Annotated in this window: 26 protein-coding genes, 8 tRNA genes and 1 pseudogene; 31 read left to right on the top strand and 4 right to left on the bottom strand. The window is 36.4% G+C overall.

What is annotated here, in order from left to right:
• Positions 1-64: 64 nt before the first annotated feature.
• From FC19_RS08350 to FC19_RS08310, 9 genes are all read left to right on the top strand, one after another.
• A tRNA-Asp gene (locus FC19_RS08350) sits at positions 65-138 on the top strand.
• A gap of 27 nt (positions 139-165) precedes the next feature.
• Positions 166-241: transfer RNA gene (locus FC19_RS08345), tRNA-Phe, on the top strand.
• 1 nt (position 242) lies between these two features.
• A tRNA-Tyr gene (locus tag FC19_RS08340) sits at positions 243-325 on the top strand.
• 11 nt (positions 326-336) lie between these two features.
• A tRNA-Trp gene (locus FC19_RS08335) sits at positions 337-410 on the top strand.
• 6 nt (positions 411-416) lie between these two features.
• A tRNA-His gene (locus FC19_RS08330) sits at positions 417-489 on the top strand.
• Between the two features lie 9 nt (positions 490-498).
• A tRNA-Gln gene (locus FC19_RS08325) sits at positions 499-570 on the top strand.
• Positions 571-593: 23 nt separating this feature from the next.
• Positions 594-664, top strand: a tRNA-Cys gene (locus FC19_RS08320).
• A 57-nt stretch (positions 665-721) separates the two neighbouring features.
• Positions 722-806: transfer RNA gene (locus FC19_RS08315), tRNA-Leu, on the top strand.
• A gap of 284 nt (positions 807-1,090) precedes the next feature.
• Positions 1,091-2,404 (top strand): ammonium transporter, encoded by a 1,314-nt coding sequence (locus tag FC19_RS08310; protein WP_057876516.1) that lies wholly within the window; start codon positions 1,091-1,093, stop codon positions 2,402-2,404.
• A gap of 157 nt (positions 2,405-2,561) precedes the next feature.
• Here the strand turns inward: FC19_RS08310 and FC19_RS08305 are convergent, their stop codons facing one another.
• Both FC19_RS08305 and FC19_RS08300 read right to left on the bottom strand, forming a co-directional pair.
• Positions 2,562-3,095 carry a 3'-5' exonuclease gene (locus FC19_RS08305; protein WP_057876515.1) on the bottom strand — a complete coding sequence of 178 codons (534 nt, stop codon included), beginning with the start codon at positions 3,093-3,095 and terminating at the stop codon, positions 2,562-2,564.
• A 26-nt stretch (positions 3,096-3,121) separates the two neighbouring features.
• The gene (locus FC19_RS08300) at positions 3,122-3,877 is read right to left on the bottom strand and encodes an exodeoxyribonuclease III (protein WP_057876514.1); all 756 of its coding nucleotides are present in this window, start codon (positions 3,875-3,877) and stop codon (positions 3,122-3,124) included.
• 126 nt (positions 3,878-4,003) lie between these two features.
• Between FC19_RS08300 and murB the strand changes: the two genes are divergently transcribed.
• Both murB and FC19_RS08290 read left to right on the top strand, forming a co-directional pair.
• Positions 4,004-4,912: a UDP-N-acetylmuramate dehydrogenase gene (gene murB, locus FC19_RS08295; protein ID WP_057876513.1), complete on the top strand. Its 909-nt coding sequence runs from the start codon at positions 4,004-4,006 to the stop codon at positions 4,910-4,912.
• Between the two features lie 150 nt (positions 4,913-5,062).
• Positions 5,063-7,168, top strand: coding sequence for a cation:proton antiporter (locus FC19_RS08290; RefSeq protein WP_057876512.1), 2,106 nt, complete (start codon positions 5,063-5,065; stop codon positions 7,166-7,168).
• Between the two features lie 225 nt (positions 7,169-7,393).
• Here FC19_RS08290 and FC19_RS08285 read toward each other — a convergent pair whose 3' ends face one another.
• Positions 7,394-8,071, bottom strand: coding sequence for a DUF1361 domain-containing protein (locus tag FC19_RS08285; protein ID WP_057876511.1), 678 nt, complete (start codon positions 8,069-8,071; stop codon positions 7,394-7,396).
• A gap of 155 nt (positions 8,072-8,226) precedes the next feature.
• On the opposite strand from FC19_RS08285, the gene cdaA reads away from it, so the two are divergent.
• The 15 genes from cdaA to FC19_RS08220 all read left to right on the top strand — a co-directional run bounded on the left by cdaA (position 8,227) and on the right by FC19_RS08220 (position 22,532).
• Entirely contained in the window at positions 8,227-9,069 is an 843-nt protein-coding gene (gene cdaA / locus FC19_RS08280; protein ID WP_057876510.1) for a diadenylate cyclase CdaA, read from the top strand.
• A complete protein-coding gene (locus FC19_RS08275; protein ID WP_057876509.1) occupies positions 9,066-10,241 on the top strand; it encodes a CdaR family protein in 1,176 nt (391 codons plus the stop codon). Before cdaA ends, FC19_RS08275 begins: the two co-directional genes overlap by 4 nt.
• Positions 10,242-10,276: 35 nt before the next feature.
• On the top strand, positions 10,277-11,635 hold the full coding sequence (gene glmM, locus FC19_RS08270) for a phosphoglucosamine mutase (RefSeq protein WP_057876508.1): 1,359 nt from the start codon (positions 10,277-10,279) through the stop codon (positions 11,633-11,635).
• A 979-nt stretch (positions 11,636-12,614) separates the two neighbouring features.
• Complete coding sequence (locus FC19_RS08265; RefSeq protein WP_057876507.1) at positions 12,615-12,926, top strand: hypothetical protein; 312 nt, start codon at positions 12,615-12,617, stop codon at positions 12,924-12,926.
• A 370-nt stretch (positions 12,927-13,296) separates the two neighbouring features.
• Entirely contained in the window at positions 13,297-14,184 is an 888-nt protein-coding gene (locus FC19_RS08260) for a phosphate ABC transporter substrate-binding protein PstS family protein (RefSeq protein WP_057876506.1), read from the top strand.
• A 17-nt stretch (positions 14,185-14,201) separates the two neighbouring features.
• Positions 14,202-14,369 carry a hypothetical protein gene (locus FC19_RS11515; protein WP_157061296.1) on the top strand — a complete coding sequence of 56 codons (168 nt, stop codon included), beginning with the start codon at positions 14,202-14,204 and terminating at the stop codon, positions 14,367-14,369.
• A gap of 75 nt (positions 14,370-14,444) precedes the next feature.
• Positions 14,445-15,362: a phosphate ABC transporter permease subunit PstC gene (gene pstC, locus FC19_RS08255; protein ID WP_057876505.1), complete on the top strand. Its 918-nt coding sequence runs from the start codon at positions 14,445-14,447 to the stop codon at positions 15,360-15,362.
• 1 nt (position 15,363) lies between these two features.
• On the top strand, positions 15,364-16,251 hold the full coding sequence (pstA, locus tag FC19_RS08250) for a phosphate ABC transporter permease PstA (protein WP_057876504.1): 888 nt from the start codon (positions 15,364-15,366) through the stop codon (positions 16,249-16,251).
• Positions 16,252-16,268: 17 nt separating this feature from the next.
• A complete protein-coding gene (gene pstB / locus FC19_RS08245) occupies positions 16,269-17,078 on the top strand; it encodes a phosphate ABC transporter ATP-binding protein PstB (RefSeq protein ID WP_057876503.1) in 810 nt (269 codons plus the stop codon).
• A 12-nt stretch (positions 17,079-17,090) separates the two neighbouring features.
• Positions 17,091-17,846 carry a phosphate ABC transporter ATP-binding protein PstB gene (gene pstB, locus FC19_RS08240; RefSeq protein ID WP_057876502.1) on the top strand — a complete coding sequence of 252 codons (756 nt, stop codon included), beginning with the start codon at positions 17,091-17,093 and terminating at the stop codon, positions 17,844-17,846.
• 15 nt (positions 17,847-17,861) lie between these two features.
• On the top strand, positions 17,862-18,515 hold the full coding sequence (gene phoU, locus FC19_RS08235; RefSeq protein ID WP_057876501.1) for a phosphate signaling complex protein PhoU: 654 nt from the start codon (positions 17,862-17,864) through the stop codon (positions 18,513-18,515).
• A gap of 191 nt (positions 18,516-18,706) precedes the next feature.
• Positions 18,707-19,192 (top strand): FeoA family protein, encoded by a 486-nt coding sequence (locus FC19_RS08230; RefSeq protein ID WP_057876500.1) that lies wholly within the window; start codon positions 18,707-18,709, stop codon positions 19,190-19,192.
• The gene (feoB, locus tag FC19_RS08225; RefSeq protein WP_057876499.1) at positions 19,189-21,321 is read left to right on the top strand and encodes a ferrous iron transport protein B; all 2,133 of its coding nucleotides are present in this window, start codon (positions 19,189-19,191) and stop codon (positions 21,319-21,321) included. Before FC19_RS08230 ends, feoB begins: the two co-directional genes overlap by 4 nt.
• The gene (locus FC19_RS11510) at positions 21,321-21,491 is read left to right on the top strand and encodes a FeoB-associated Cys-rich membrane protein (protein ID WP_157061295.1); all 171 of its coding nucleotides are present in this window, start codon (positions 21,321-21,323) and stop codon (positions 21,489-21,491) included. Before feoB ends, FC19_RS11510 begins: the two co-directional genes overlap by 1 nt.
• 177 nt (positions 21,492-21,668) lie before the next feature.
• Positions 21,669-22,532 (top strand): class II fructose-bisphosphate aldolase, encoded by an 864-nt coding sequence (locus tag FC19_RS08220; protein ID WP_057876498.1) that lies wholly within the window; start codon positions 21,669-21,671, stop codon positions 22,530-22,532.
• Positions 22,533-22,912: 380 nt separating this feature from the next.
• Here the strand turns inward: FC19_RS08220 and FC19_RS08215 are convergent, their stop codons facing one another.
• A complete protein-coding gene (locus tag FC19_RS08215) occupies positions 22,913-23,434 on the bottom strand; it encodes a DUF1836 domain-containing protein (RefSeq protein ID WP_057876497.1) in 522 nt (173 codons plus the stop codon).
• Positions 23,435-23,644: 210 nt separating this feature from the next.
• Between FC19_RS08215 and trhA the strand changes: the two genes are divergently transcribed.
• The 5 genes and pseudogenes from trhA (at position 23,645) to FC19_RS08195 (ending at position 26,002) form a co-directional block, all read left to right on the top strand.
• Entirely contained in the window at positions 23,645-24,277 is a 633-nt protein-coding gene (gene trhA, locus FC19_RS08210; protein WP_057876521.1) for a PAQR family membrane homeostasis protein TrhA, read from the top strand.
• A gap of 141 nt (positions 24,278-24,418) precedes the next feature.
• Positions 24,419-24,547 (top strand): annotated as a pseudogene (locus tag FC19_RS11910) (ribonuclease H1 domain-containing protein); the annotation flags it as partial.
• An 18-nt stretch (positions 24,548-24,565) separates the two neighbouring features.
• Entirely contained in the window at positions 24,566-25,120 is a 555-nt protein-coding gene (locus tag FC19_RS08205) for a ribonuclease H family protein (protein ID WP_235809352.1), read from the top strand.
• Between the two features lie 17 nt (positions 25,121-25,137).
• The gene (locus FC19_RS08200) at positions 25,138-25,836 is read left to right on the top strand and encodes an NAD(P)H-dependent oxidoreductase (RefSeq protein WP_057876495.1); all 699 of its coding nucleotides are present in this window, start codon (positions 25,138-25,140) and stop codon (positions 25,834-25,836) included.
• Entirely contained in the window at positions 25,823-26,002 is a 180-nt protein-coding gene (locus tag FC19_RS08195) for a hypothetical protein (protein WP_057876494.1), read from the top strand. Before FC19_RS08200 ends, FC19_RS08195 begins: the two co-directional genes overlap by 14 nt.
• Positions 26,003-26,216 lie beyond the last annotated feature (214 nt).

Below are 26,216 nucleotides of genomic sequence, written 5' to 3'. Positions count from 1 at the left end.
GGAGAGCGTCTGCCTTACAAGCAGAGGGTCACAGGTTCGAGCCCTGTATCCTCCATAATATTTCGGTCCTATGGTGTAGGGGTTTATCACGCCTGCCTGTCACGCAGGAGATCGCCGGTTCAAATCCGGCTAGGACCGTTGTATTTTATAAATTTTATTATTGATGGCTCGGTAGCTCAGTCGGTAGAGCAATGGATTGAAGCTCCATGTGTCGGCAGTTCGATTCTGTCCCGCGCCACCATGGAAGGGTAGCGAAGTCTGGCTAAACGCGGCGGACTGTAAATCCGCTCCTTCGGGTTCGGTGGTTCGAATCCACTCCCTTCCATTTTATTAGATAGGGGTATAGTTTAAAGGTAGAACTACGGTCTCCAAAACCGTCAGTGTGGGTTCAATTCCTACTACCCCTGCCATTGATGGCGATAGTGGCGAAGTGGTTAACGCACCGGATTGTGGCTCCGGCACGCGTGGGTTCGATTCCCACCTATCGCCCTTAGTTATTGGGTTATAGCCAAGCGGTAAGGCAAGGGACTTTGACTCCCTCATGCGCTGGTTCGAATCCAGCTAACCCAGTAAGGATTTGTTCTTTTAATTATGGCGGTATAGCCAAGTGGTAAGGCAGAGGTCTGCAAAACCTTTATCACCGGTTCAAATCCGGTTACCGCCTTTAGTTGCTTTTAGGCGCTAACTAAGGTATTATTATTGGTGTTACTTATTGAATTATGCCGGTGTGGCGGAATTGGCAGACGCGCTGGACTCAAAATCCAGTGCCCGTTGAGGGCGTATCGGTTCGACCCCGATCACCGGTATCATTTGCATTAACGTATAAATTACGTTAATGCTTTTTTTTGCTGTAAAACAAGAAAAGTTGAGAACCTTATTCAAATAATTTCTATCAATATATAAGTGATTTATCTTTCTTTAAGTCTTTTTGTTGTATATGTTATCTTTTGTAACTTAAAAGTAGTTATTTAAACGTTTTATAAATATAATTCGACTATTTATTTATTATTGATATATATTTTTATTTAATATGGACTATTAAGTAAAAATGATGTTATAATTTATGACATTAACAGTGGGAGGGATAGGGATGAATGGTTCAAACATGACTTTTCTGATTATTTCAAGTGTTTTAGTTTTTTTTATGACACCCGGATTAGCTTTTTTTTACGGAGGTTTAGTTTCACGAAAAAATGTGGTTAATACGATGCTGTCTGTGTTTTTTATATGTGGAATCGCTGTTTTGTTATATGCAGCAGTTGGCTATGAGTTGTCTTTCAATGGGAATATAGGCGGTATAATAGGCAAAGTTGACCATTTCTTCTTAAGTGGTTTGGATCTTGCTAAATTGCAGTCTAAGGAATTGGGAATCAGTGTTGGAGGATACTTAATTTTTCAAATGATGTTTGCTATTATAACTCCGGCACTATTCGTTGGCGCAATTGTTGGTCGAATGAGATTTAATTTTCTTCTGATTTTTATTGTTTTATGGTCGATTTTTATCTACTACCCAATGGTACATATTGTTTGGAGTGCTAACGGACTTCTTGCATCATTTGGTGTTTTAGATTTTGCAGGTGGCACTGTTGTGCATATTAATGCTGGTGTGACTGCTCTTTTGCTATCAATTTTCTTAGGGAAGCGTCTTAATTTTGGGAAAAGGCTAAAGGTTGAGCATTACAATATGCCTTGGGTACTGCTTGGAACTGCCATTTTATGGATTGGTTGGTATGGTTTCAATGCAGGTTCTGCATTAGGAATGAATGATGTAGCTGTGCAAGCATTTTTAACAACAACGATTGCAACTGGGGCTGCAATGATAACTTGGATGGTTGTGGATATGATAGTAGTTAAAAAACCAACTCTAGAAGGGGTATGTACAGGTACTATTTGTGGATTGGTTGGTATAACTCCAGCCGCTGGTTTTGTTACAGCCGCAGGTTCTTTTTGGGTAGGAGCTATTAGTGCACTTGCAAGCTATGGGTTTATAACATATATCAAGCCTAAGTTAAAGTATGATGATCCATTAGATGCTTTTGGCTGTCATGGTGTTTCTGGAATTGTAGGTTCGATATTGACAGGAGCTTTTGCAAGCAAAGCTGCTAACAGTTCGATTTCTGAGAATGGCTTATTTTATGGTGGCGGGTGGCATCAATTGTTTATTCAATTGATTGGAACATTATTTACTATGGTTTTCGTAACAGTAGTCGTGGTTATAATTGTTATGGTAATGAAGCTATTTGTCAAAATCAGAGTCAATGAAGATGAAGAAATTGAGGGACTCGATAAAAGTGAACATGGTGAATATGCTGACTATACGGTTGCTTCTCAAACTAGCGATATTGAAAAATATGGTAAAGAGTTTCAAGGTCAGCTGGCACAATTTAATAAGCCAAAAAGTTAATATTATAGAAAATATTTTTTGAGAATTAGTGGCTGAAAAATGTTGAGTGCTAAAGACCATTAATTTAAATTTTGTAAGCTAAAAAATGGGATTAGGTCATTAATTTGACTTAATCCCATTTTGAGTTCATTCAGTTATTTCCACCTGCTGTCTGCTGTCAATTTGTTTTAATAAATCTGCTGATATCATTTATACCGAATTCTCTTATTTGATATAATAAAATATTAGCACAGGCCAAGCTATCATCTAATGCATTGTGGTGGTTTTCGAGTTGGATCTTTAACTGTGAACAAACAGTATTTAGTTTATAATTTTCGAAATTTTTGAAATAAGAACGGCTGGTTTTGAGCGTATCTAAAACGAGAAATTGTGGTTTAGCAATATTGTAATAAGCTAAGGTGTTTTTCAAAACACTGCAATCGAAAGTTGCATTGTGAGCAACGATCAATTTGTTAGGAGCAAATAATGGAGACAGATGCGGCCAGAGTTCTGCAAAAGTGGGTGCGTTGGAAACATCGCTGGGTCTGATACCATGAATTTGAATGTTTCTTTGCTTAAAAGTAACTTGCGGATTTATCAACGAGTAGAATTCATCAACAATTTGATTATTGCGTACAACAGTTAAAGCAATTGAACATGCACTGTTTCTTTGAAAATTAGCAGTCTCAAAGTCTAGTGATACGAAGTCCATTATATACCTCCTTGAAATTTATTTGATTATAGGTTTAATTGTAAAGATATAGGGCAGTGATCTGAACCATAAATTTGTGTCAGAATATCGGCATTGATTATTTTATCTTGCAATATGTTTGAAGTGATAAAATAATCTATGCGCCACCCAGCATTGTTTTCACGAGCATGAAATCGGTAACTCCACCAAGAGTAGATATTTTCTTTGGTAGGATGCAGATAACGAAATGAATCTGTAAATCCGGCGTTCAAAAGAGTTGATAACTTTTGGCGTTCTTCGTTTGAAAAACCAGCACTCTGGTGATTAGTTTTCCAATTTTTTAAATCGATGTTTTCGTGTGCAACATTTAAATCGCCACATATGATAACTGGTTTTGTACTATCTAGTGCTTTAAGATATTCGAGAAAAGCTTTTTCCCATTCGAGCCTAAAAGCTAAACGTTTTAACTTAGTTTGAGAGTTGGGTGTATAACATGTTACCAGAAAGAAGTTTGAGTATTCCAGTGTAATAACTCGGCCCTCATGATCAAATGCGTCATTATTTATTCCATAATAGACATTTTGCGCAGGAGTTTTGGCAAAAATAGCAGTGCCAGAATACCCTTTTTTCTCTGCGTAATTCCAATATTGTGTATACCCTGGAAGTTCGAGGGCAACTTGCTTTTCTTGCAGCTTAGTTTCTTGGATACAAAAAAAATCAGCGTTCTGCTGTTGAAAAACAGACAAAAAGTTTTTTTTTAAAATAGCGCGTAAACCATTAACATTCCATGAAATAAACTTCATTTATCTTTAACACCCTTCATAAATCGTCTAAAATTAATTTTAACAGTTGCAATAAAGAAAAACTAGTTGTAACCTTCATTTAGAAAACATTTAATGACTATTCTTTGATTGTGGGGACCTTTTAAAATGAATCAGACAGAAAAAAAATTTTATGATCTTTTTGTTGAAAGCAAAGTTCTTGTTGATGAACCGTTGTCAAAATACACTAACACTAAAACTGGAGGACCTGCTGATTTGTTAGCATTTCCACAGAAAATAGATGAACTAAAAAAGATGATAATTGAAGCAAAAAAGCTAGCTCTTCCAGTAACAGTGGTAGGAAATGCCAGCAATTTAATAGTGAGAGATGGGGGAATTAGAGGTTTAGTTCTTATCCTAGTTAAATTAAATCGAATAAAAATTGAAGATACAAATGTGCTTGCACAGGCTGGTGCTTCACTAATTGACACGACTGAGGCCGCTTATAAAATGGGATTAACCGGTTTAGAATTTGCAGCAGGTATTCCTGGGAGTATCGGTGGGGCAATCTTTATGAACGCTGGTGCTTATGGTGGAGAGATCAGTAAAGTAGTTGATTCAGTAACACTTTTAACACGGAGTGGAGAGATCCGACTTTATCAAAATGGAGATTTGAATTTTGGCTATCGCCATAGTCGTATTCAGGATGAAGATGATATTGTACTTGCAGCTAGCTTTAAGCTTAAACGCGGTGATAAAAAGAGTATTCGAGAAGAAATGGATGATTTTAACTTTTTGCGTGCATCTAAACAACCTTTGGAGTATCCTTCCTGTGGTAGTGTTTTTAAACGTCCAGCAGGACACTACACTGGAAAATTAATACATGATGCAGGTCTGCAAGGCTTTCGAATCGGTGGAGCACAAGTTTCACTTAAACATGCTGGATTTATAGTTAATGTTGGTTTTGCGACAGCTTCTGATTATTTAGAAGTAATAAAACATATTCAAAAAACTATTTTTGATAAATTTCAGGTGGAACTTGAAACAGAAGTCCGGATTATAGGCGAAAATAAATAGTTATTATTAAAGGGAGTTTACTAGGGGAGGAGCAACTGCAAAGTTGAAGAAAAAAGCTTTAACTTTTGAGGCATATCTCAGTATTATAAGCGAACTCCTTTTTTTTATTGCATTTTTTTGTAATAATAGACATACGGGGGTGGTAGTTGAATGACAGTCGTTGAAACAGTTATCTTGTTAGTTGCGCTAGTTTTGGTGTCAAACTTGGTCAATCACTATTTTAAAACGATTCCAGTCAGTTTGATCCAAATTTTTCTTGGTGCATTGATGGCGATACTGTTCAGTTTAAAAATTGATTTGGATTCTAGTTGGTTTCTGTTACTCTTTATTGCACCTCTCCTATACAATGATGGTCGTAAGTTTCCTAAAGATGAGTTGTGGAAATTAAAGGGAGCAATTGTAAATAATGCTATTATTCTTGTTTTCATCACGATACTCGTTGGAGGATATTTGATTTATTTAGTGATACCATCATTGCCGCTGCCGGTTGGATTTGCACTAGCTGCTATTTTGGCACCAACTGATCCTGTCGCTGTGCATTCTATTTCTCGGCAGGTTAAACTTCCTGATAATATTTTACATTTAGTTAGTGGAGAAAGTTTAATTAATGATGCGAGTGGGCTGATAGGTTTTAAGTATGCTTTGGCCGTTGCTGTTACAGGTTATTTTTCCTTTTCACAAGCGTTAGGAGATTTTATATATATGTCCTCCGTTGGCCTGGTTGCTGGTGTTTTTTTAATTTATGTTGTAATTTTTATTATCGAGTGGCTGGTAGTGAAGGGATTTAACGATGTTATCTTTAATACGGTGTTGCAAGTTTCAGTTCCGTTTATAGTCTATTTGCTGACAGAAAAGTATTTACATGCTTCAGGTGTTATTGCAGTTGTGGTAGCAGGTGTCTTCTTCTCTTCAAAGAGAGTCTCTTTTAATAGTGTTCAGCCAGAAATAAATTTAGTTAGCGAGCGAATGTGGGAGATTATAGTCTATTTGTTAAATGGGACGATGTTCACTATCTTAGGAGTAGAGTTACCTGTGGCGACCATGGGTACTATTAAGAACGAGAGAATTAGTACTTTTAACGCTATCTTTTTGGTTTTTGTAGTATGGTTTATTTTGTTAGCAATACGAGTGATTTGGACATATTGCTATCAGCTTTTTGGGCATGAAAAAGGGGAAAATTCATTTCGCTCAAGGTTTAAAATAGCTATGTTGTCAGGATTGTCTGGTGTACGTGGTGCAATTACAATGGCTGCAGCATTGACGATTCCAGTACATACTTTGTCTGGGGCAGATTTTCCTGAAAGAGCGCTAGTGTTATTTATTGCAGCCGGGGTGATCATTTTAAGTATGGTGATGGCAATTATTACTTTACCTGTAATCGCAGGACATACTCTTGAATTGGAGACCCGTGGTGGCGCAGTGATCGTTGACGAAGCCGATGATGATTCGGAAGAAACACATCTAATCAACTTAAATCAAGCAAAACTTTATATTTTGAAAAGTGCGGTCCGTAGTTTGGAAGAACAAAGGCGGATGGATAATCAGCTAGCTGTCTATCATTTGATTTTGGAATATCAATACATGATAAAAAGTATTGAAAATGATGAACGCGGTGAAGCTGAAGCATTGGCTGCAACTACTGATGAGATAAAGCTGCGAAAAGTTGCAATTGAAGGCCAATTACGCGAATTGCAGCGTTTATTTCGAACAAATCAAATTCATAAGAAATCCTTTTTAAAATCAAAGAAAAATTTGCTTAGCCAAATGAAAAATGTTGACCATGCTGCTCGAATAAGACAAAATTGGTTGTTTCCAACAGTTGGTCAATCCATGAGAAAAACGATGCGCGCAGTTAGTTTGTGGAATGGGGTCAGACAAGACGAGAACTACGGTGTTGAGATGCGCTTTATTGAACGCACGCTTGCTAAATCTGCTATTAAAGCTCTATCAGAATATTTAAAAAAACCAAGTGTCAACGAAAAATCATTTAATCGTGAAGTAATCTATCATTTGATAATTGGATATCGTAATATAATTGAGAAGCAAAAAAGTGGAGATGTATTGGGGAAAAAAGAATATCAAGAGCAAGTTCGTAAGCTTAGATTCAAATCGGTAAGTGCACAGAGATTATCATTGCAGTATCTAGTTGAACAAGGGTATATAAATCATCAAAACGCAATAAAACTACAACAGTATATAAATCATGAAGAGAGTGTGATCCTACGTTCCAGTGGTTTGAGCAATTCATCTAGATAATAATTTTGTTGATAAAATAATGCATTTTATGTCTGACGGAAGTGGTATTTGAAATGATAGTAACATTGATAAAATATAAAATCTTTGGATTTTATATTTTATTAATGTGAGGTTTACAGGCTAAACTTAAGACCCATGACAAAAATTGGAACTTTGTCATGGGTCTTAAGTTTAATAATTCTGAATTTTGTCATTTTTTTCGAAGTCAGTGAGTAATATTACGCTTTAATCTAAATGGTTTTTTTCTTCTTTATCCAGTGAAAAACGCGAGATATAAATTGCTGCCCATAATATCATTTGAATAATGAACATGAAACTGACAAAAATTAACATCCGCGGGCTCCACATAATAACTAGTTGATGAATTACCCATTGTGGATTAAAGAAGAGATATGCTGTGTGCAGTCTTAAGAAACGTCCAACATATACCCCAACGGAAGAAATGACTGTTAAGCTCAAAATAAGTACAGGTTTGTAAAAGATTTTTTTAAGTTGAGATCTTATCAAAATAGTATTAACGACGTGTTCTAAGCTCCAAATTCCCATTACTGAGCAAGCAATAGCACTAGAAATCAGGTTTGTGAAGTTCAACCATAGATGCAGATTGAACTCCATTAAACCAGTCGTTTGATTGTATGGATTTAGCATAGCTAAATGAAAAAGGTCAGTTAAAACGTATGGTGCATTGGGATAAAACAGTAACCATAAAACCAGAAAAGAATAAAAGAAGAGTTTTGGTCGTTTAGGGGTGATATGCATTGCCAGTTCAATTGGAATGTATCCTAGAAAAGTATTTAGCAGCAAGAAACTGTACACACCATTTTTAGAGTACACAGTCGTATATATATATATCATAAATAAAATAAAACTTACACGTACAATCCATTGATATTTTTTTAACATAGTATCACCCATTTCTTTCATGACTATATTGTAACAAATTGAATGTTGCAATCCGAGCTTTAAATGTAAAATTTGCCACTATTTTAATTTTTGTACAAAGAGAATGTAAAGATATCGTGATATACTTAAGTTATAATCTTTAGGGGGTAAAGTTAATGTCCATAGACTGGGCCGAGTTAGTTTCTTGGAAAAATGCAGTTAATATTTTAGATATCTTAGTTGTTTGGTATGTACTCTACAAGTTGATGATGCTTTTGAAAGGGACCAAAGCGGTTCAACTTTTCAAAGGTGTTATTATGATTATTATTATCAAATTTGTGAGTTGGTATGTCGGTTTGGAGACAGTATCATGGATAATGAATCAGGTCATAAATTGGGGGATTATTGCAATTATTGTAATCTTTCAACCAGAAATCAGACGCGGTTTGGAACATTTAGGACGTGGGTCATTGTTTCTACACAATAAGAAACAAAATGAAGACGGGAAAAAAATGATCGCTGCGCTTGATCAAGCTATCAAATATATGTCGAAGCGACGAATTGGTGCCTTGATAACAATTCAAATGAATACGGGTTTGGAAGATTATATTGAAACAGGCATTCGGCTTGACGCAGACATTACAGGAGCATTACTAATCAATATTTTTATTCCTAATACGCCTTTACATGATGGAGCTGTGATCATAAAAAACAATAAAATTGCGGTCGCAGCTGCTTATCTTCCTTTGTCAGAGAGTAACTTGATTCCTAAAGCACTAGGAACGAGGCACCGTGCTGCAGTTGGAATCAGTGAAGTGACAGATGCTTTGACGATTGTTGTTTCTGAAGAAACTGGTGGGGTCACAATTACAAAAAACAACGAATTGCTGCGTGATTTAACACGTGAGGATTATATCAAGTTGTTGGAAAAAGAACTAATCATTGCGCCAGAATCGGGGAAAAACAATCGTTTCATAGCACTCTTTGAAGAAGTTTTCAAAGGGGGGAAAAGAAGATGAACCTTAATAAGTTACTGGATAATCGTATCGTATATCAAGTTTTGGCGCTCGCATTTGCTATTTTACTGTTTGCATATGTGAATTCTGATAAATTAAATACGACACGTAATAATGCGAACAACACTGATACGACAATGATGTCAGCAGATAGAAGCGAAACTTTAAATGTTGATTTGAAATTGAATGTGGATAGTGATAGATATTTCGTGACAGGATATCCTGCAAAGGTTAAAGTAAAACTTAGTGGACCGAGTGCTTTAGTAACTACAACTGCTAATACTAGAAATTTTAGTGTCTATGCGGATCTCACCAAGCTAAAGCCGGGAGTTCATACTGTTAAGTTGAAGCAATCTGGGATAAACAAGGATTTGAGTTATGAACTTAGTCCCCAGTCAATAAAAGTAACGATCAGTCGACGTAAAACGGCAAGTTTTCCAGTTCAAGTCAAATATGATTCAAACAGGCTTACAAGTGACTACAGTATTGGAAAACCTTCAACTGATCAGGAAGTAGCAAATGTTACAGGGGCAAGAGAAGACATTAATAAAATTGCTGAAGTCGTTGCTGCAATAGAGATTCCACAGGGAACACGGCAAACAATTACACGCCAAGTTTTGTTGCAAGCTGTTGATAATAGCGGTAAAATTCTCAACGTAGTCATCACACCACAGACGATTAGAGTTAAATTACCGATTTATACCACGAATTCGTCTAAAAAGGTATCGCTTGATTTCGTTTCAAGTGGTGATGGAGTTAAGGGAAAAAGTTATAAATTTTCGAGTGATGTTAAAGAAGTAACTTTGCAAGGAACCAAGTCTGCTTTATCAAATATAAGTAAACTGGAAGTACCTGTCTCAATTGAAGACGTAAACACTTCTACAACAAAGACGGTGACACTTGCCAATCCTAATAGTGGTGTAACGAAGGTTACGCCTAAAAATGTTAAGGTTCAAATTGAAGTCAATGATTCATCAAACGATGATGATAGTGAATCGACATCCAATGAGACAAGTTCTGCATCAACGGCTAAAAGTGAGGACACTGTTACTGATAGTTCAAACCAGAGGGAAAGTAGTTCTAGCTCGGATAGTTCATCAAGTAGTTCGGATAGTTCAAGTACTTCGAACAGTACGAGCACTTCGAGCAGTACAAGCAGTCAAGATAGCGAATAATTAGCAAAAAAAGTATTGGAAATGAGGATCAAACAATGAAATATTTTGGAACTGATGGTGTAAGAGGAGTAGCAAACGAGGATCTTAGTCCAGAACTAGCTTTTAAGCTGGGACGTTGTGGTGGATATGTTTTAACAGAGCATGCAAAAAGTGATTCTAAACCGCCCCGCGTTTTAGTGGCACGTGATACACGAATTTCAGGACAAATGTTAGAGCAAGCGCTGATAGCTGGTCTTTTGTCAGTTGGAATAGAGGTTTTCTCTCTTGGAGTAATCACGACACCCGGTGTTGCTTATTTGATTCGTGTGCAAGATGCAGATGCTGGGGTAATGATTTCTGCATCCCATAATCCTGTTCAGGATAATGGAATTAAGTTCTTTGGTGGCGATGGATACAAGCTCTCTGATGAAAAAGAAGAAGAAATAGAACAGCTTCTGGAAAGTGAAGACGATACACTGCCTCGTCCATCAGCAAATGGCTTAGGTGTGTTGAATGATTATCATGAAGGAGTGCTTAAGTACACACAATTTCTTGAACAAACGATCCCTGATGACTTAGAAGGTCTTCGTATCGCAGTTGATGGGGCAAACGGTTCAACTAGTGGTATTGTGGCACGTCTTTTCGCTGATTTAGGAGCAGAATTTGACACAATGGCTATCAGTCCTGATGGTCTTAACATCAATAAAGATGTAGGCTCAACACACCCAGAAGGGCTTTCTCGTTTTGTGGTTGAAAATGGTGCTCAACTTGGAGTAGCTTTCGATGGTGATGGAGATCGGTGCATAGCTGTTGATGAGTTGGGAAATATCATTGATGGCGACAAAATAATGTTTATTTGCGGAAAGTATTTAAGTCAGCGCGGTCGTTTGAAGAAAGATACTATTGTTACAACTGTTATGAGTAATATCGGACTTTACAAGGCGATGGAAGCAAATGAGCTGAAATCAGTCAAAACTCAAGTAGGCGATCGCTATGTAGTCGAAGAGATGAGAAAAAATGGTTATAATGTCGGTGGAGAGCAGTCTGGACACGTTGTTTTTCTAGATTTTAACACAACTGGTGATGGGATGCTGACAGCACTGCAGCTAATGAATGTTGTTAAGAAAACAGGTAAGAAGCTTTCGGAGCTAGCTGCTGAAGTTACAACCTATCCTCAAGAATTAGTTAATGTGAGGGTTTCTGATAAAAAAGCAGCTATGAAAAACGAAAAAATTCAGGTAGCTATCAAGGAAGTTGAGTCTAAAATGGGTAATGAAGGACGCGTTTTAGTTCGACCGAGTGGGACAGAAAACTTGTTGCGGGTTATGGCTGAGGCTCCTACAAAAGAACAAGTGCATGAATATGTGATGGAAATAGTCAAAGTGGTTAAGGAGCAACTGGGAGCTGCTCAATAAGCAACACATGTTTGCGGATGATTGACCAAAAAGAGATGTATTCCATAAGCTAGAGTAGATAATTTGCTTATTTTCTAGGCGGTACAGAGTCGATATTTAATTGACGATGTGCCGCCTAGTCTCGTTTGAATGTGTCCAATAATTGTATGAACTAATTCATTCCGTATAGTTAATATAAATCGGGGATTTGTCTAATAGGCAGCATTTTTTATTTCTTCTACGATAAAATGACCGTTAAGACTTGTAGTGGGTTTTTATAAAGATGCTCGTCTCTGTAAACACCATTTTACAAGTATTCCCATTATGAGCCTTTAGATGTGTATTTGATTTGTAAATCAAAGATAAAAAAATAGCGTCGATGGAATTAATTCCAGCAACACTAAATCTGATAGAAGTATTCAATTTGAGCAATTTTTTGAAAGCGTCAGATAAAACTTTTGAAGCGCTAGTTAGTGCATGACAAACCGTATGAAAAAGTTAATGATGCGAAAAATAATATAGAGACTGAAAAAAACCAAGAAAAAAAACATTAGTCCCAAAATCACAGGCAGGTACCAATATGATGTTTGAAATAACAGGAAAATGGTATCAAAATTTTGCACAGTGTTCTCGTAATGATCTACAAACATAAAAATAGCTGTTAAAACACAAATAATTATACTCAACAGGAAGCTCAAAATGAATTGTTTTTTATTGACCAAGTTGAATCCGCCTCACTTCAGATACTATCTCTATTATAAAGGAATCAAAGGATAATTAAAACAAAATCATTAGTTTATTGACAGCGCTAACTGAAAGCGTTATTATTAACGGGTAAGGTAATTGTTTTTTACCTTTTTAATCAATTCTCTTTCTCTCTTATGCTAGGAAGTATGGTAGGGTAATTCCCTATGGTACTTCCTTTTTTGTTTTTAGGTTGCAATTGACAGGTCATGGCAGATTTAATTATACTGAACATTGGTAAAAAGGAGCGATTAAAATGGCAAAAAGTCATGAAAAATTGGATCTAATTGAAGAAATAAAAAGAAACGATGGAACGAAATATTTTGAAATCTCCAATATGGTTCAGAATGGACGAGCTGAATTAGCCGCACAAAGAGGTTTTATAAAAAGTGTTAGAATTTTGCAGTTGAATATTCCACGCTCAAGCAGTGTAATCGAATACGAAAAGTATGTGAATGAACATTTTAAAATGCCTTCAGAAAGTTTTGATCATTTTGAGGAATGGGAGAAAACGGATGAAATTATGGCGACCATCAATCAGATTTTACGGGAAAATCATATTGCATGATCAATCATATAACTTGAGTTTACATAATTTTATGAATGAGATATGAAAAGTTTGATTTGTGTTTTTCCCTTGCTAGTATAAGTAATGGCGTTAGATTATTAGTTATTAAATTGTAAGGGAAACTTTAGAATTTATGGTATTTTTCAGTGCTAAGAACGCAGTGTGAAGCGCATGCAGTTTAAATTACTGGAACATGTTAATATGGTTAGTGTAGGGCAATTCTAACGGAGATATATCAAAACATGTGTTTTGATATATCTCCGTTTTTAATCTATAAATTATCTTTACACAACCGTTACAAAAAAATGTATTTGTTCTTTACAAACAAATATTAGAATACAGATGTAGTTAGGAAAGGAAGAAAAAATAAATGAAAAAACTTACAAAAATTACCGCATTAATTATTGCAAGTTCAGCTTTACTAGTTGGGTGTGGTAAATCAGGAGCAAGCAGCTCGACATCTTCTAGCTCAGAAGCATCTGGGAAAATAACGGTTGTAGGTTCAACTGCATTACAGCCTTTAGTAGAAAAGGCTGCTGAAAATTATCAAGCTGATAATTCAAAAGTTAGCATCACTGTTCAAGGTGGGGGATCAGGAACCGGATTGAGCCAAGTGCAATCGGGAGCGGTCACTATTGGTAATTCAGACATTTTTGCAGAGCAACAAAGCGGAATTAAAGCTGACAAGTTAGTAGATCACAAAGTTGCAGTTGTAGGGATGGCGCCTGTAGTTAATAAGGATGCTGGTGTTAAGAATGTTACAATGAGCCAATTGCGTGATATCTTCACTGGAAAGATTACTAATTGGAAAGAAGTTGGCGGAAAAGATGAAAGCATAGTTCTGATCAACCGTCCTGAGGGAAGCGGAACACGTGCAACTTTTGAGGCTGCAGTTATGGACGGAAAATCAGCAAAGAAGTCGCAAGAACAGGATTCAAATGGAACTGTGCAAAAGATGGTCGCACAAACACCTGGGGCTATTAGCTATTTAGCTTTTTCTTATGTTAAGTCTACGATTCAAGAACTGTCGATTGACGGAGTAAAACCAACAGATGAGAATGTAACTAACAATAAATGGAAAATTTGGTCATATGAGCATATGTATACAAAAGGCCAGCCAAACAAAGTGACGAAGCAATTCTTGAAATATATGAAATCTGATAAAGTTCAGAGTGGATTAGTCAAAGACTTAGGATATATTTCAATCAGTCAGATGAAAGTTCAAAAGGATGCTAATAATAAGGTCACCTCAAATTAAATGAAAAGGTGATTGAAATGACGATTGTATTGTCAACAATACAGATTGGTCTATTCATATTAGCGGCGATTGGCTTAATTGCTTATGTTCATCGAGTGATGTTGTGGTCACAATTGATGGAAGTGGGCAGTGTAATAATTATTGTGATGGTGACATTATACTTGATCTGTAAGGTAATTAATTAAAATATCAATGGGGGCGAACAAATGAATTAACATTCATTTGGTTTACTCCCAAATTTTGATGGAAAGGTGTTTTCTATGGATCCTATTAAAGAAAAAATTCAAAGCAATTCAAGAGAAACACGACAAGATCTTTTCGGAAAAATTATCACATATGCGTGTATTACGTTGATTGTTTTAGTTGTTTTATCAATCTTTATATTTGTGGCTTCAAAAGGCATGGCAACATTTTTTGTAAACAAAGCTAATTTTTGGGACTTCTTGTCAGGGAAAAACTGGAACCCCTCTATGCTTGATTCAAACGGTAAACCAATGCTAGGAGCATTGCCGATGATAACGGGCTCGTTCGGAGTTACGATCCTAGCTGTTTTATTTGCAACACCTTTTGCGATTGGAACAGCATTATATATGACGGAAATTGCTTCTGGTAAAGGTGAGCGGATTTTACAAAGTGTTATTGAATTATTAGTAGGAATCCCATCAGTTGTTTATGGTTTTATTGGCTTATCTGTTATTGTTCCTTTTGTTAGAAATTATATTGGTGGTTCTGGATACGGAATTTTATCAGGATCCTTCGTGTTGTTTGTAATGGTTTTACCAACGGTAACTTCAATGACTGTCGATAGCTTACGTGCAGTACCTCGATTTTACAAAGAGGCATCTCTGGCATTAGGGGCAACAAAATGGCAAACAATTTACAAGGTTATTTTGCGATCTTCAACATCAGGAATTCTGACCGCAATTATTTTTGGGATGGCAAGAGCATTCGGGGAAGCTCTTGCTGTTCAAATGGTAATTGGTAATGCTGCAGTTATGCCAACTGGTTTACTCTCATCGGCTTCTACCTTGACTAGTGTGTTGACGATGGGAATTGGGAATACTGTTATGGGAACAGTAGCTAATAATGCTCTATGGTCACTCGCATTGATCTTATTGTTAATGTCTTTGTTCTTTAATATCATAGTGCGTTTAATTGGGCGAAAAGGGAGAATGTAGAATGAAGACAAAATTACAAAATAAAATTGCGCTTAATATTATCAGAATTATTGCGGCGCTAGTCGTTGTTATTTTACTTTTCTTATTAGGGGATATTTTAATTTCTGGTGTACCACATATTTCTTGGCACTTTTTAACTTCGGCGTCGCAGTCTTTTGAGAGCGGCGGTGGAATTGGAATTCAGTTATTTAATTCTGTCTATCTGCTCTTATTGACTTTAATCATTTCGTTTCCAATTTCTTTAGGTGCAGGTATTTTTCTATCCGAGTATGCACCTAAGAATTTATTTACTTCAATTGTAAGAATGGCGATCGAAGTATTAAGTTCTTTACCATCTGTGGTAGTTGGTTTGTTTGGTTTTTTGCTTTTTGTTGTACAGTTTCAGATGGGATTCTCGATTCTGTCGGGAGCAATTGCCTTGACTTTTTTTAATTTACCGTTATTAACTAGGAACATCGAGGAATCTTTAAGAGCAGTTCCAAATTTGCAACGTGAAGCAGGGATGTCACTTGGCCTGTCAAAGTGGCGAACGGTAACGCGAGTTATCCTTCCTGAGGCACTTCCTGGTATTATCACAGGTGTTGTATTAGGCGCTGGACGTGTTTTTGGTGAAGCTGCAGCTTTAATTTATACAGCTGGTCAAAGTGCTACTAATATTGACTTTGGAAACTGGAATCCTTTTAATGCTACAAGTCCGTTGAACTTGATGCGTCCAGCAGAAACATTAGCTGTTCATATCTGGAAAATCAATTCAGAAGGAGTTATGCCCGACGCCAGCGCTGTTTCAGCAGGTGCGTCAGCCGTCCTAATTATAGTCGTACTGCTATTTAACATTTTTGCACGTATAGTAGGTAATAGCTTGTACCGAAAACTAACGGCTACTAAATAAACATAGGAGGCTAATTAATGAGTATAGAAAAATACAATTTCAGTGAGAAAAATATACTGCAATTTGACACTTCAAGGCATCAACTTGCAATAACAACGCAAGGATTGCAAGTTTACTATGGGAATAAACACGCATTAGTTGATGGAGATCTTGAGTTTGAACGTTATAGGATAACTTCTTTAATAGGTGCATCAGGTTCGGGGAAGTCAACTTATTTGCGTTCTTTGAATAGAATGAATGATAATGTAGCTAAGGTTGAGGGAAAGATTTTGTATCGTGGATTAGATGTTAATTCTTCCAAGATCAATGTTTATGAAATGCGTAAACATATTGGAATGGTATTTCAACGACCTAATCCCTTTTCGAAATCCATAAGAGCTAATATAACATTTGCACTCAAGGAGCAAGGATTAAAAGACAAAAAAAAGTTGGACGAGATTGTGGAAGTTAGTCTTAAAGATGCTGCATTATGGGATGAAGTTAAGGATGACCTAGATAAGAGTGCTTGGTCGCTCTCTGGCGGACAGCAGCAACGCTTATGCATAGCGCGAACAATTGCTATGAAACCAGACATTCTTCTTTTAGATGAACCGGCTAGTGCATTGGACCCGATCTCAACAAGCAAAATCGAGGAGACTTTAGTAGAGTTAAAGAAACGCTATACGATTATAATTGTTACTCATAACATGCAGCAGGCTTCACGTATAAGTGATTACACTGCTTTCTTTCACATGGGTCATATTTTAGAATATGGGAAAACAAAGAACGTTTTTACAACACCACAGATCAAAGCAACGAATGATTATATTTCTGGGAACTTTGGCTAGGAGGAACAAACTATGGATGAGTTTATCACAACGAACGATGTACATCTCTATTATGGGGAAAAAGAAGCTTTAAAGGGAATTAATCTTTCGTTTCCAGCAAAGGGGATTAATGCATTGATCGGTCCTTCTGGATGCGGTAAGTCAACGTATCTGCGCATATTAAATCGAATGAATGATTTGATTCCGCAGGCAACGATGACAGGGAGTGTCAAAATTAATGGGGTAGACATTTATAGCCCTAAAACGGATACTGTTGACTTGCGTAAAAAAGTGGGGATGGTTTTTCAACAACCTAATCCATTTCCCTTTTCAATTTATGAAAATGTGACATATGGATTACGAATTGCAGGTATTAAAGATAAGCAAGTTTTGGATGAAAGAGTTGAGCGCAGTTTAAAACAGGCTGCAGTGTGGGACGAGGTTAAGGACGATCTTCATAAAAGCGCTTTGTCGCTTTCTGGCGGACAGCAGCAGCGTGTATGTATTGCTCGAGTACTTGCGGTTCAACCAGATGTAATTTTATTGGATGAACCCACTAGCGCACTTGATCCAGTCTCCAGTGGTCTAATAGAGGATATGCTGCTGACAATTCGTGACAGATATACAATCATAATTGTGACGCATAATTTACAGCAAGCATCACGTATTTCAGATAGAACTGCCTTTTTTTTAAATGGCGAATTAATTGAAGCTGGGAAGACTAAGAGTGTGTTTTTAAACCCACAACATCAAGAGACAGACGATTATATAAGCGGCCGGTTTGGATAATAGAGGAGTGATTTGATGCGTAAAATTCTAGAAAGACAATTAGAAAACCTACACAAGGACTTTGCTAATATGGGATCTGATGCAGCATCTGCGATTCAAAATGCGATAGATGCTTTTGAAAGTAATGACAAAGAACTTATTCACAAAGTTATTGATAATGATCAGAATATCAATGAACAAGAAATATATTTGGAACGAAAAGCTGCACAAGTTATAGCACTCCAGCAACCAGTTGCTAGTGATTTGAGAATTTTGATAACCATTTTAAAAGCCAGTTCAGATCTAGAAAGAATTGGTGATCATGCTGTCAGTATTGCACGTGCGGGGTTAAGAATTAAAAGAGAAAAGAAAAATCCCCTGATTGAAGAAGTAATTAGTGATATGAGCCATCATGCACATGAGATGCTTGAACAAATAATTCAAGCATATGTGGAAAACGATGAGCACTTGGCACGAAAGATTGCTTTGTCTGATCGAAAAACTGATGAATATTTAAAGAAAATCAGAAAAGAAGCATTTAGTTCAATGCAAAATGATTCAGAGTTCATTAGTTCGGGGACAGAGTATATTGTAGTTGCTAGCCACATAGAACGAATTGGTGACTATGTGACCAATGTTGCTGAATGGATCGTCTACACAAATACTGGGAGGATTACGGAGTTAGGCTAACGAAGTTTAGATGTGAAAACACTAACATTACAGCACTTTAATTATATTTTTATAAAAATTAAAAATCAAATAGAAAAGATTGTGCGCGAGGCTCTTAGCTTTAGCGCATTTTTTGTATTGAATTTATTAAAATTATGTGATATTTTTAGATAAATGAGAGTGATTCTCAACTATATGGAAGTGATACAATAATGGAATCTCTGGCTAAAATAGATAGTAAAGGTCAATATGTGATTGTTAATGTTTTAGGTGAACGTAGATTCGCAAAAAGACTAGCAGAAATGGGAGTCGCCCCCAATAGTACTTTGACGGTTATAACTGTTTCAAAAAATGAAAGTGGTATGGTAATTTATTTGCGCGGTCAAAGATTGGCTGTAAGTTATTCAATGGCTCAAAGCATCATGGTAAAAGGGGTTAGTGAAGAAGATGGTGAAAAATTAATTTCATTATCGCAAGTTAAAGTGGGAAACGCTGGAATTGTAAATAAAATTATTGGTAATAAAGCACTGCGAAAAAGATTAATGGATATGGGTCTTACTAAAAATACAGTTGTAAAAATTCACCAAATAGCTCCTTTGGGAGATCCAATTGAGTTGATCGTGCGTAACTATAAATTGAGCATCAGGAAAAATGAAGCTGATTTTGTATTGGTCAGCGAGATGGAGGTAGCAGAATGACCGTAATTGCACTTGCTGGGAACCCTAATAGCGGTAAAACAACACTCTTTAATCGGCTGACTGGCTCAAATCAGTATGTCGGCAACTGGCCAGGAGTAACAGTTGAGCGTAAAGAAGGTAAACTGAAAAACGACAAGTCAGTTATAGTGCAGGATCTTCCTGGAATCTACTCTCTTTCTCCATATACAGCTGAAGAAGTTGTTACACGAAAATATTTATTAGATGATGTTCCAAGTCTGGTAGTTGATACTGTAGATGCGACTAATATTGAGCGAAATCTCTATTTGACGCTACAATTGATGGAGACAGGAGTTCCATTAGTGTTGGCTTTGAACATGATTGATGTTCTAAAAAAACATGGCCGCAAGGTAAATGTAAAAAAGCTTTCGTACATGTTATCTGTTCCAGTTGTGGGAGTCAGTGCACTAAAAAGAACGAATATTGATAAGCTTGAAAGTGAAATTGAACGATCGTTAAACAAGAAAGAAAGGTATCCTATTCCTGAGTATGATGAACGTCTTGAAGCTGCATTAGAAATGATTTGTGCAGATATCCAAGGACTTGTGCCATCGGAAAGCGTTCGCTGGTATGCTATCAAATTTTTTGAACGGGATGAGCGAGTTTGGAACGAAATTAAACTTGATGCCACTCGAAAAGAAGATATTGAGCATGTTATTGAAACAGCAGAAAAACTTTTCGAAGATAACAGCGATAGTATTGTTGTCAATGCAAGATACGAGTATATCGCACGCATTATTAACATGTGTGTTATTGATGAAAAAAATTTCACGATGAGCATGAGTGATAGAGTAGATGAGATTGTGACGAATCGCTGGTTGGCTTTCCCAATTTTTATGGGCGTTATGTGGGTAGTATATTACTTATCTATTCAAACTATCGGAACTATGGGAAGCGATTGGGTAAATGATGTCCTGTTTGGGGAATGGATACCTAACTTCGCAGATAATCTTTTGAAAAGTTGGAATGTTGCTCCTTGGATGAACGGATTGGTTGTCGAGGGAATTATCGGAGGTATTGGTTCAGTTCTGGGATTTGTTCCACAGATAATGATGCTCTTTTTGTGTTTGGGTATCTTAGAGGATTGCGGTTATATGGCTAGAATTGCTTTTGTAATGGATCGTATTTTCCATCGCTTCAATCTTTCAGGCAAGTCGTTTATACCTATGTTGATTTCCACAGGTTGTGGTGTTCCAGGAATAATGTCGACGAGGACAATTGAAAATGATAAAGATCGACGAATGACCATTATGTTAACAACATTTATGCCTTGTTCCGCTAAATTGGTTGTTATCGCAATGATTGCTGGAACTTTTTTTTCAGGACAGAGTTGGGTAGCCCCTTCAGCATATTTTCTGGGTATGTTGGCAGTTGTCATTTCGGGAATTTTTTTGAAGAAGACCAAATTATTCTCAGGTCCTCCTTTGCCATTTGTTATGGAACTTCCGGCGTATCACCTTCCCAAACCTGATAACGTTTTGCGTCAGGTGGAAAGCCGTGCAAAAGGTTTTATTCAAAAAGCAGGTACGATTATATTTGCATCTTGTGTATTGATCTGGTTTTTAGTTAATTTTAATTTTAAATTTCAAATGACGAGCCAGAATCATAGTATGTTGCGTTACATGGGTGAATTTATTGCCCCTATTTTTGCACCGTTAGGCTTTGGTGATTGGCACGCAACAGTAGCTGTGATTGCTGGATTGATAGCTAAAGAGAATTGTGTTGGTACACTTCGCATAGCTTTTGGTGGCGGGAGTGTTGCAAGTTTCACCAATGCTCTGCAAAGTACTTACAGCTCTATGGGAGCTTATGCATTTTTAGCGTTTAATCTGTTGTGTGCGCCTTGTTTTGCCGCTATTGGAACGATGCATAAAGAATATGGAGATATAAAGTGGACTTTATATGCGCTAGGATATCAGACTGGTTTAGCATATTTGATCTCAATGTTTATTTATCAAATGTCTCAAATCATACAGTTACGCATTACTGTTGAAAGTGTGTCACTTAGTCTGTTTGTGATTATTATAATTATTTATGCACTTTTTATTAAAAAAGATGAGAATGAAAAACTTTATAGTGTAGAAAAAATGGCTGTAGGAGGTAAAATATAATGTTGGCTACGATTATTTTAGGTATTGCTATTTTCGGAGGCTTTGGCTATGTGGTTTATACAAGGTTTATCAAGCATAGAGGTGCAAAGGGATGTCATAACTGCGATGATGTTGGCTGTCCACTTGTTGACCCGGTGAAAATCAATCAAAAAAGAAATGCCGGTAATTAGAAAGTATCTCATAGAGAGAAAATGAGTCGAATTGAGTCCTTAGTCTCAAGTACACATATCATTCTTTACGGAATTTACTTTAGTGAAAAAACTTGCAAATATTAATGCGATTTGTTTGCAAACTGTGTTAGAATATAGACGTACTCAAATGAGTAATATATTTTAGGAGGCTGTTTTATGTCAATCGTAAACGGTAACGAAATCTTTGCTGCTGCTCGCAAAGGTCATTATGCAGTTGGGGCATTCAATATTAACAACTTGGAATGGACTCGTTCTATTCTTGCTGCTGCTCAAGAAACAAACACACCAATTTTAGTTCAAACTTCAATGGGTGCTGGTAAGTATATGGGTGGTTATGAATTATGCCTTAACTTGGTTCAACAAACGGTTAAATCAATGGGAATCACAGTTCCAGTTATCATGCATCTTGATCATGGTAACTACGAAGCTGCTAAGGAATGTATCGAAGTTGGCTATACATCTGTTATGTTTGATGGCCATGATTTACCATTTGAAGAAAACTTAGAAAAAACAAAAGAAATTGTTGCATTAGCTCATGCAAAGAACATTTCAGTTGAAGCTGAAGTTGGCTCAATCGGTGGTGAAGAAGACGGTATCATCGGTGAAGGTGAATTAGCTGATGTTGAAGAAGCTAAAAAGATTGCTGCAACAGGCGTTGACTACTTAGCATGTGGTATTGGTAATATTCATGGTAAGTACCCAGCAAACTGGAAGGGACTTCACTTCGATCGTCTGAAGGAACTTGCAGCTGAAATCTCAACACCACTTGTATTACATGGTGGCTCAGGTATTCCTAAGGAACAAATTCAAAAAGCTATTTCATTGGGAGTTTCAAAAGTTAATGTTAATACAGAATGTCAATTAGCATTTGCTGATGCAACTCGCAAATACATTGAAGCTGGTAAAGACCTTGAAGGCAAGGGTTACGATCCTCGTAAATTGCTTGCTCCTGGTGCACAAGCTATTACAGATATCGTTAAGGAACGTATCGATTGGTTCGGTACACCTTCAGTTAAATAATAGCTCTTGTTTTATCTGAGTCTGGAGACTGAAAAGTCTTCAGGCTCTTTTGTATTCTAAAAAAGGAGAGTCATTAATTGGTTCTACAATATCTGAAAAAGAATATTCAGACAAAATTCGTCTTGTTATATTGTTTTGGTCAGTAATTGTCCAACTTGTGACCTGGGGCCGATAATTAAGGAATATCTGATACACTTACTTATTGTGCATACGTCAAAAAAAGCCTAGGTGAGATATACTTAGGCTACAAAATTTGGAGAAGAAGTCTATGTTTTTCGGTGTTCAAAACATTTGGAATTGAAAAATTATTGCTTTTATGGCGTAGCGAATAATTTTGTTTTAACTCGTATTTTGCTAACTTGCTGTTAAAAGATCTTTCGCTAATCTGAATTTTTTTGTGTATGCTGCAGTTCAATTAATTTCTGACCGATGATCTTGTATATTACGGAATGGACAGAAAATTGCAGAGTTAAAAGAATAAGCTCTTCTTCATAGTTGAAATTAAGTATTGAATCTTCTAAATTGCTTTTTTCCAAAGTCAAATTAAAGAGATTTGCAAAATAGCTGTAGGATTCCTCAATAGTTTTATTTTTTAATGATTGTTTGATTCCATCTCTAATTGTTTCTAGCGGATAAATTGATTTTAATAAACTTATAACGACTAATTCAGCTAAATTCGTAGTAGTATACTTCTTTTTAGTTGGACGCTGCATAAGCCCTTTTTTAACATAGCTATTAATCATGGATGGTGTTATCTCATTTTCGAGCAGATGTGAAAGGTAACGATTTCCTAAGTTAACCAGTTGATCCATATAAAGCTCCAGATCAGGGAACTCATCCCATAATGGAAGTCTAATTTGACTGAATTTTTCCATCCATATCTTAAATTGATCATCGTTCATTTTTATACCCTCACTTAAATAATATCTTTATTTGATAGATTCTAGTCTCTGCTTATTATACCACACATATCTAGCATAAAAGTATTAAAGAACCGTTACCTTATACTGATTTTTACTCAACCTAGACTTATAGACTATATAATGTTGATTAAAAGGCTATAATGTATTAAAATGAATGTAGAAAGTCAAAAAAGGGGCTGAGTAAGATTGATATTAGATAAAAAAGAACGCCTAATTAATGAAATATGGAGTGGGATAACTCATGGAATAGGGTTGATATTGAGCATTGTTGCGCTCATTTTACTAATTGTAAAAGCCGCTAATGGGATGGAAACATTAAATTTAGTAGCTTTTATTGTTTATGGAGTGTCATTAATGATTTTGTACGCAGCATCAATGTTTTTTCACTGCTTGTATTTTACAAAAGCTCAGAAAGTTTTTAGAGTGTTAGACCACTGTAGTATTTTTATGTTGATTGCTGGAACATATACACCATATTGTTTACTTGCAATAGGAGGGGTTAAGGGTATCATGCTCTTGAGTTTGATCTGGTTCTTGACAATTGCTGGCATTGTATACCACATTCTCTCAAAGGGAAGACAGCAAAAGGTTGAAACGATCATATATGTAGTGATGGGCTGGTTATGCCTGTTAGGAATAAAGAATTTACTTGCTTCCCTAGGCTGGGGCGGATTTATACTTTTATTAATTGGTGGAATAATGTTTACTTTGGGTGCATTGGTCTATAGTATAAAGGGAGTTAAGTATGCACATGTTTACTGGCATCTGTTCGTTATTCTTGGATCTGTTGCGATGTTTTTTTCAATTTACTTTTATATTTAGATTGAAAAATGATGTTGCGCGATATCTTAATTTGAAAAGAGAAGCTTATCAAGTAAGGTTTCATTACTGCCGTTAGCTTTTTAAAATACTTATGTATTAAGCTAGCAGGCAAAATAATTGTATTGATTGGAGGGATAAGTTATCGCTTATAGATTTTATGCTGTTGCTCGTGGAAGAAAAAAGGGAATATATACTGAGTGGTCCGAGTGTTTAAAACAAATCAATGGTTTTAGAGGTGCAAGGTACAAAGGTTTTCAGGATAAAGTAACGGCTGAAAACTGGATTGAAGTGACTACAACTGCTGAAAGTTACGCGGCAACTGACTCTGATCACAAAAGGGAAAGTAAAATTCATACTGCCACAGCAGATGTTTTATTATGGACAGATGGAGGATCGCGGAATCATGGAAATAAGTTAGGACAACACGTCAAAAAAGATGATAAGGCTGCGTGGGCATTCCTGATAAAAATGAATGAAGAAAAGATTTACCGGTCTGGCGGTGAATTTGGTGCTACAAACAATAGGATGGAAGTGATGGCTCTTTTACGTGCGTTAGCTTACTTGTTAGAGCATGACCTTCAGAGTGGTTCAATCTTGGCAACTTTAGATTCAAAGTATGTACTAGATGCAATTCAAAAGAAATGGATATATTCTTGGAAAAAACGAGGTTGGAAAACCTCTAATGGAGCGGATGTGGCAAACAAGGAACTGTGGATGGAACTGGTGACTATTCTTCCGCATTTTCCTCATTTAGCTTTTCAGTGGACAAAAGGTCACCAAAAAAATGAAGGAAATGTTTTTGTAGATCAACTTTTAAACCAAACTATGGATAGAATGGATTAAGCAGGAGGAATAGGCTAATGAGAACAGCAGTCATTGTTGCACATCCTCAACTTGAAGATTCAGGTACACAGCGTTTTTTGAAAGAAGCCACAACTTCTCTAAGAAGAATTGACTGGCATGAATTAAAGGTAAATTCCAGTGGACATTTTGATGCAGTAGCTGAAAAGAAGTTTTTAAAGGATAAGAAAAGAATAATTTTTCAGTTTCCATTATATTGGTATAGCGCACCTGCCATTTTAAAACAATGGATGGATGAGATTTTTGATATAGCAGATGTGGCATGGCTGCAAAATAAAGAATTAGGCTTAGCGGTTTCGTTAGGTCAGCCTTTAAAAGAATATCGACTCGGCGGACGTGAAGGCATAGCTTTATCGAGCTTACTAAGCCCTTTTCAGGCTTTCGCCAAGCGCTTACAAATGCGACTAATGCCACTCTTCATTATTGAACAATTTGTGTATCAAAATGATAGAAAGCATCAAGAACTGTTGACTAAATATCAACAGTTTCTTGAGCTACCGATTGATTTTAATTTTGATCAGAGCCAAAGCTGGTTTGAGAATAAGCTAAAAGAAATGATGAAAGAAATTGACGTAGAAGACAAAAAAAAATTAGAATTAATACTTGAAGGATATAAAGAGCGGCATGAACAACTACAGGAATTAACAAGAGAGGTAAGTTTGCTACGACAGGAGGATGACCAGCATGGAGAGCAATAACGACTGGCTAGTAAACCGGTTGGAAGAGTTGTCAGTCAGCAGTACAGATTATGAAAAACGTGCCTTTTTTAGAAGTATGTCTTTGAGTGCACTTCAGCAGCACAAACGGATTGAACAAGCACAAAATGAGCTGGATGGCAGATTGTGGAATCCTAGTCGATGGTAAAGATTAACAATCTGAAGATTACAAGGGCGGTGTCCATTAAGAACAAGGTACGGTTATAGAAGTATATTCATTAAAAATAATGATAACTTCAGTTCTTCCAATTTAAACGTTTATTTTTAATTAGATGCAAATAATTCGCTTTTTTATTTGAAAACAAATTAAAAGTTCATCATTTATAAGGGAAATTGATTGAAAGACGAATTATTTTTGCTAT

It is taken from the genome of Liquorilactobacillus aquaticus DSM 21051, from assembly GCF_001436755.1.
In the GTDB taxonomy this organism is placed as follows: domain Bacteria; phylum Bacillota; class Bacilli; order Lactobacillales; family Lactobacillaceae; genus Liquorilactobacillus; species Liquorilactobacillus aquaticus.
Note: the sequence above shows the minus strand (reverse complement) of the source record. Positions and strands in the feature narration are given on the sequence as shown.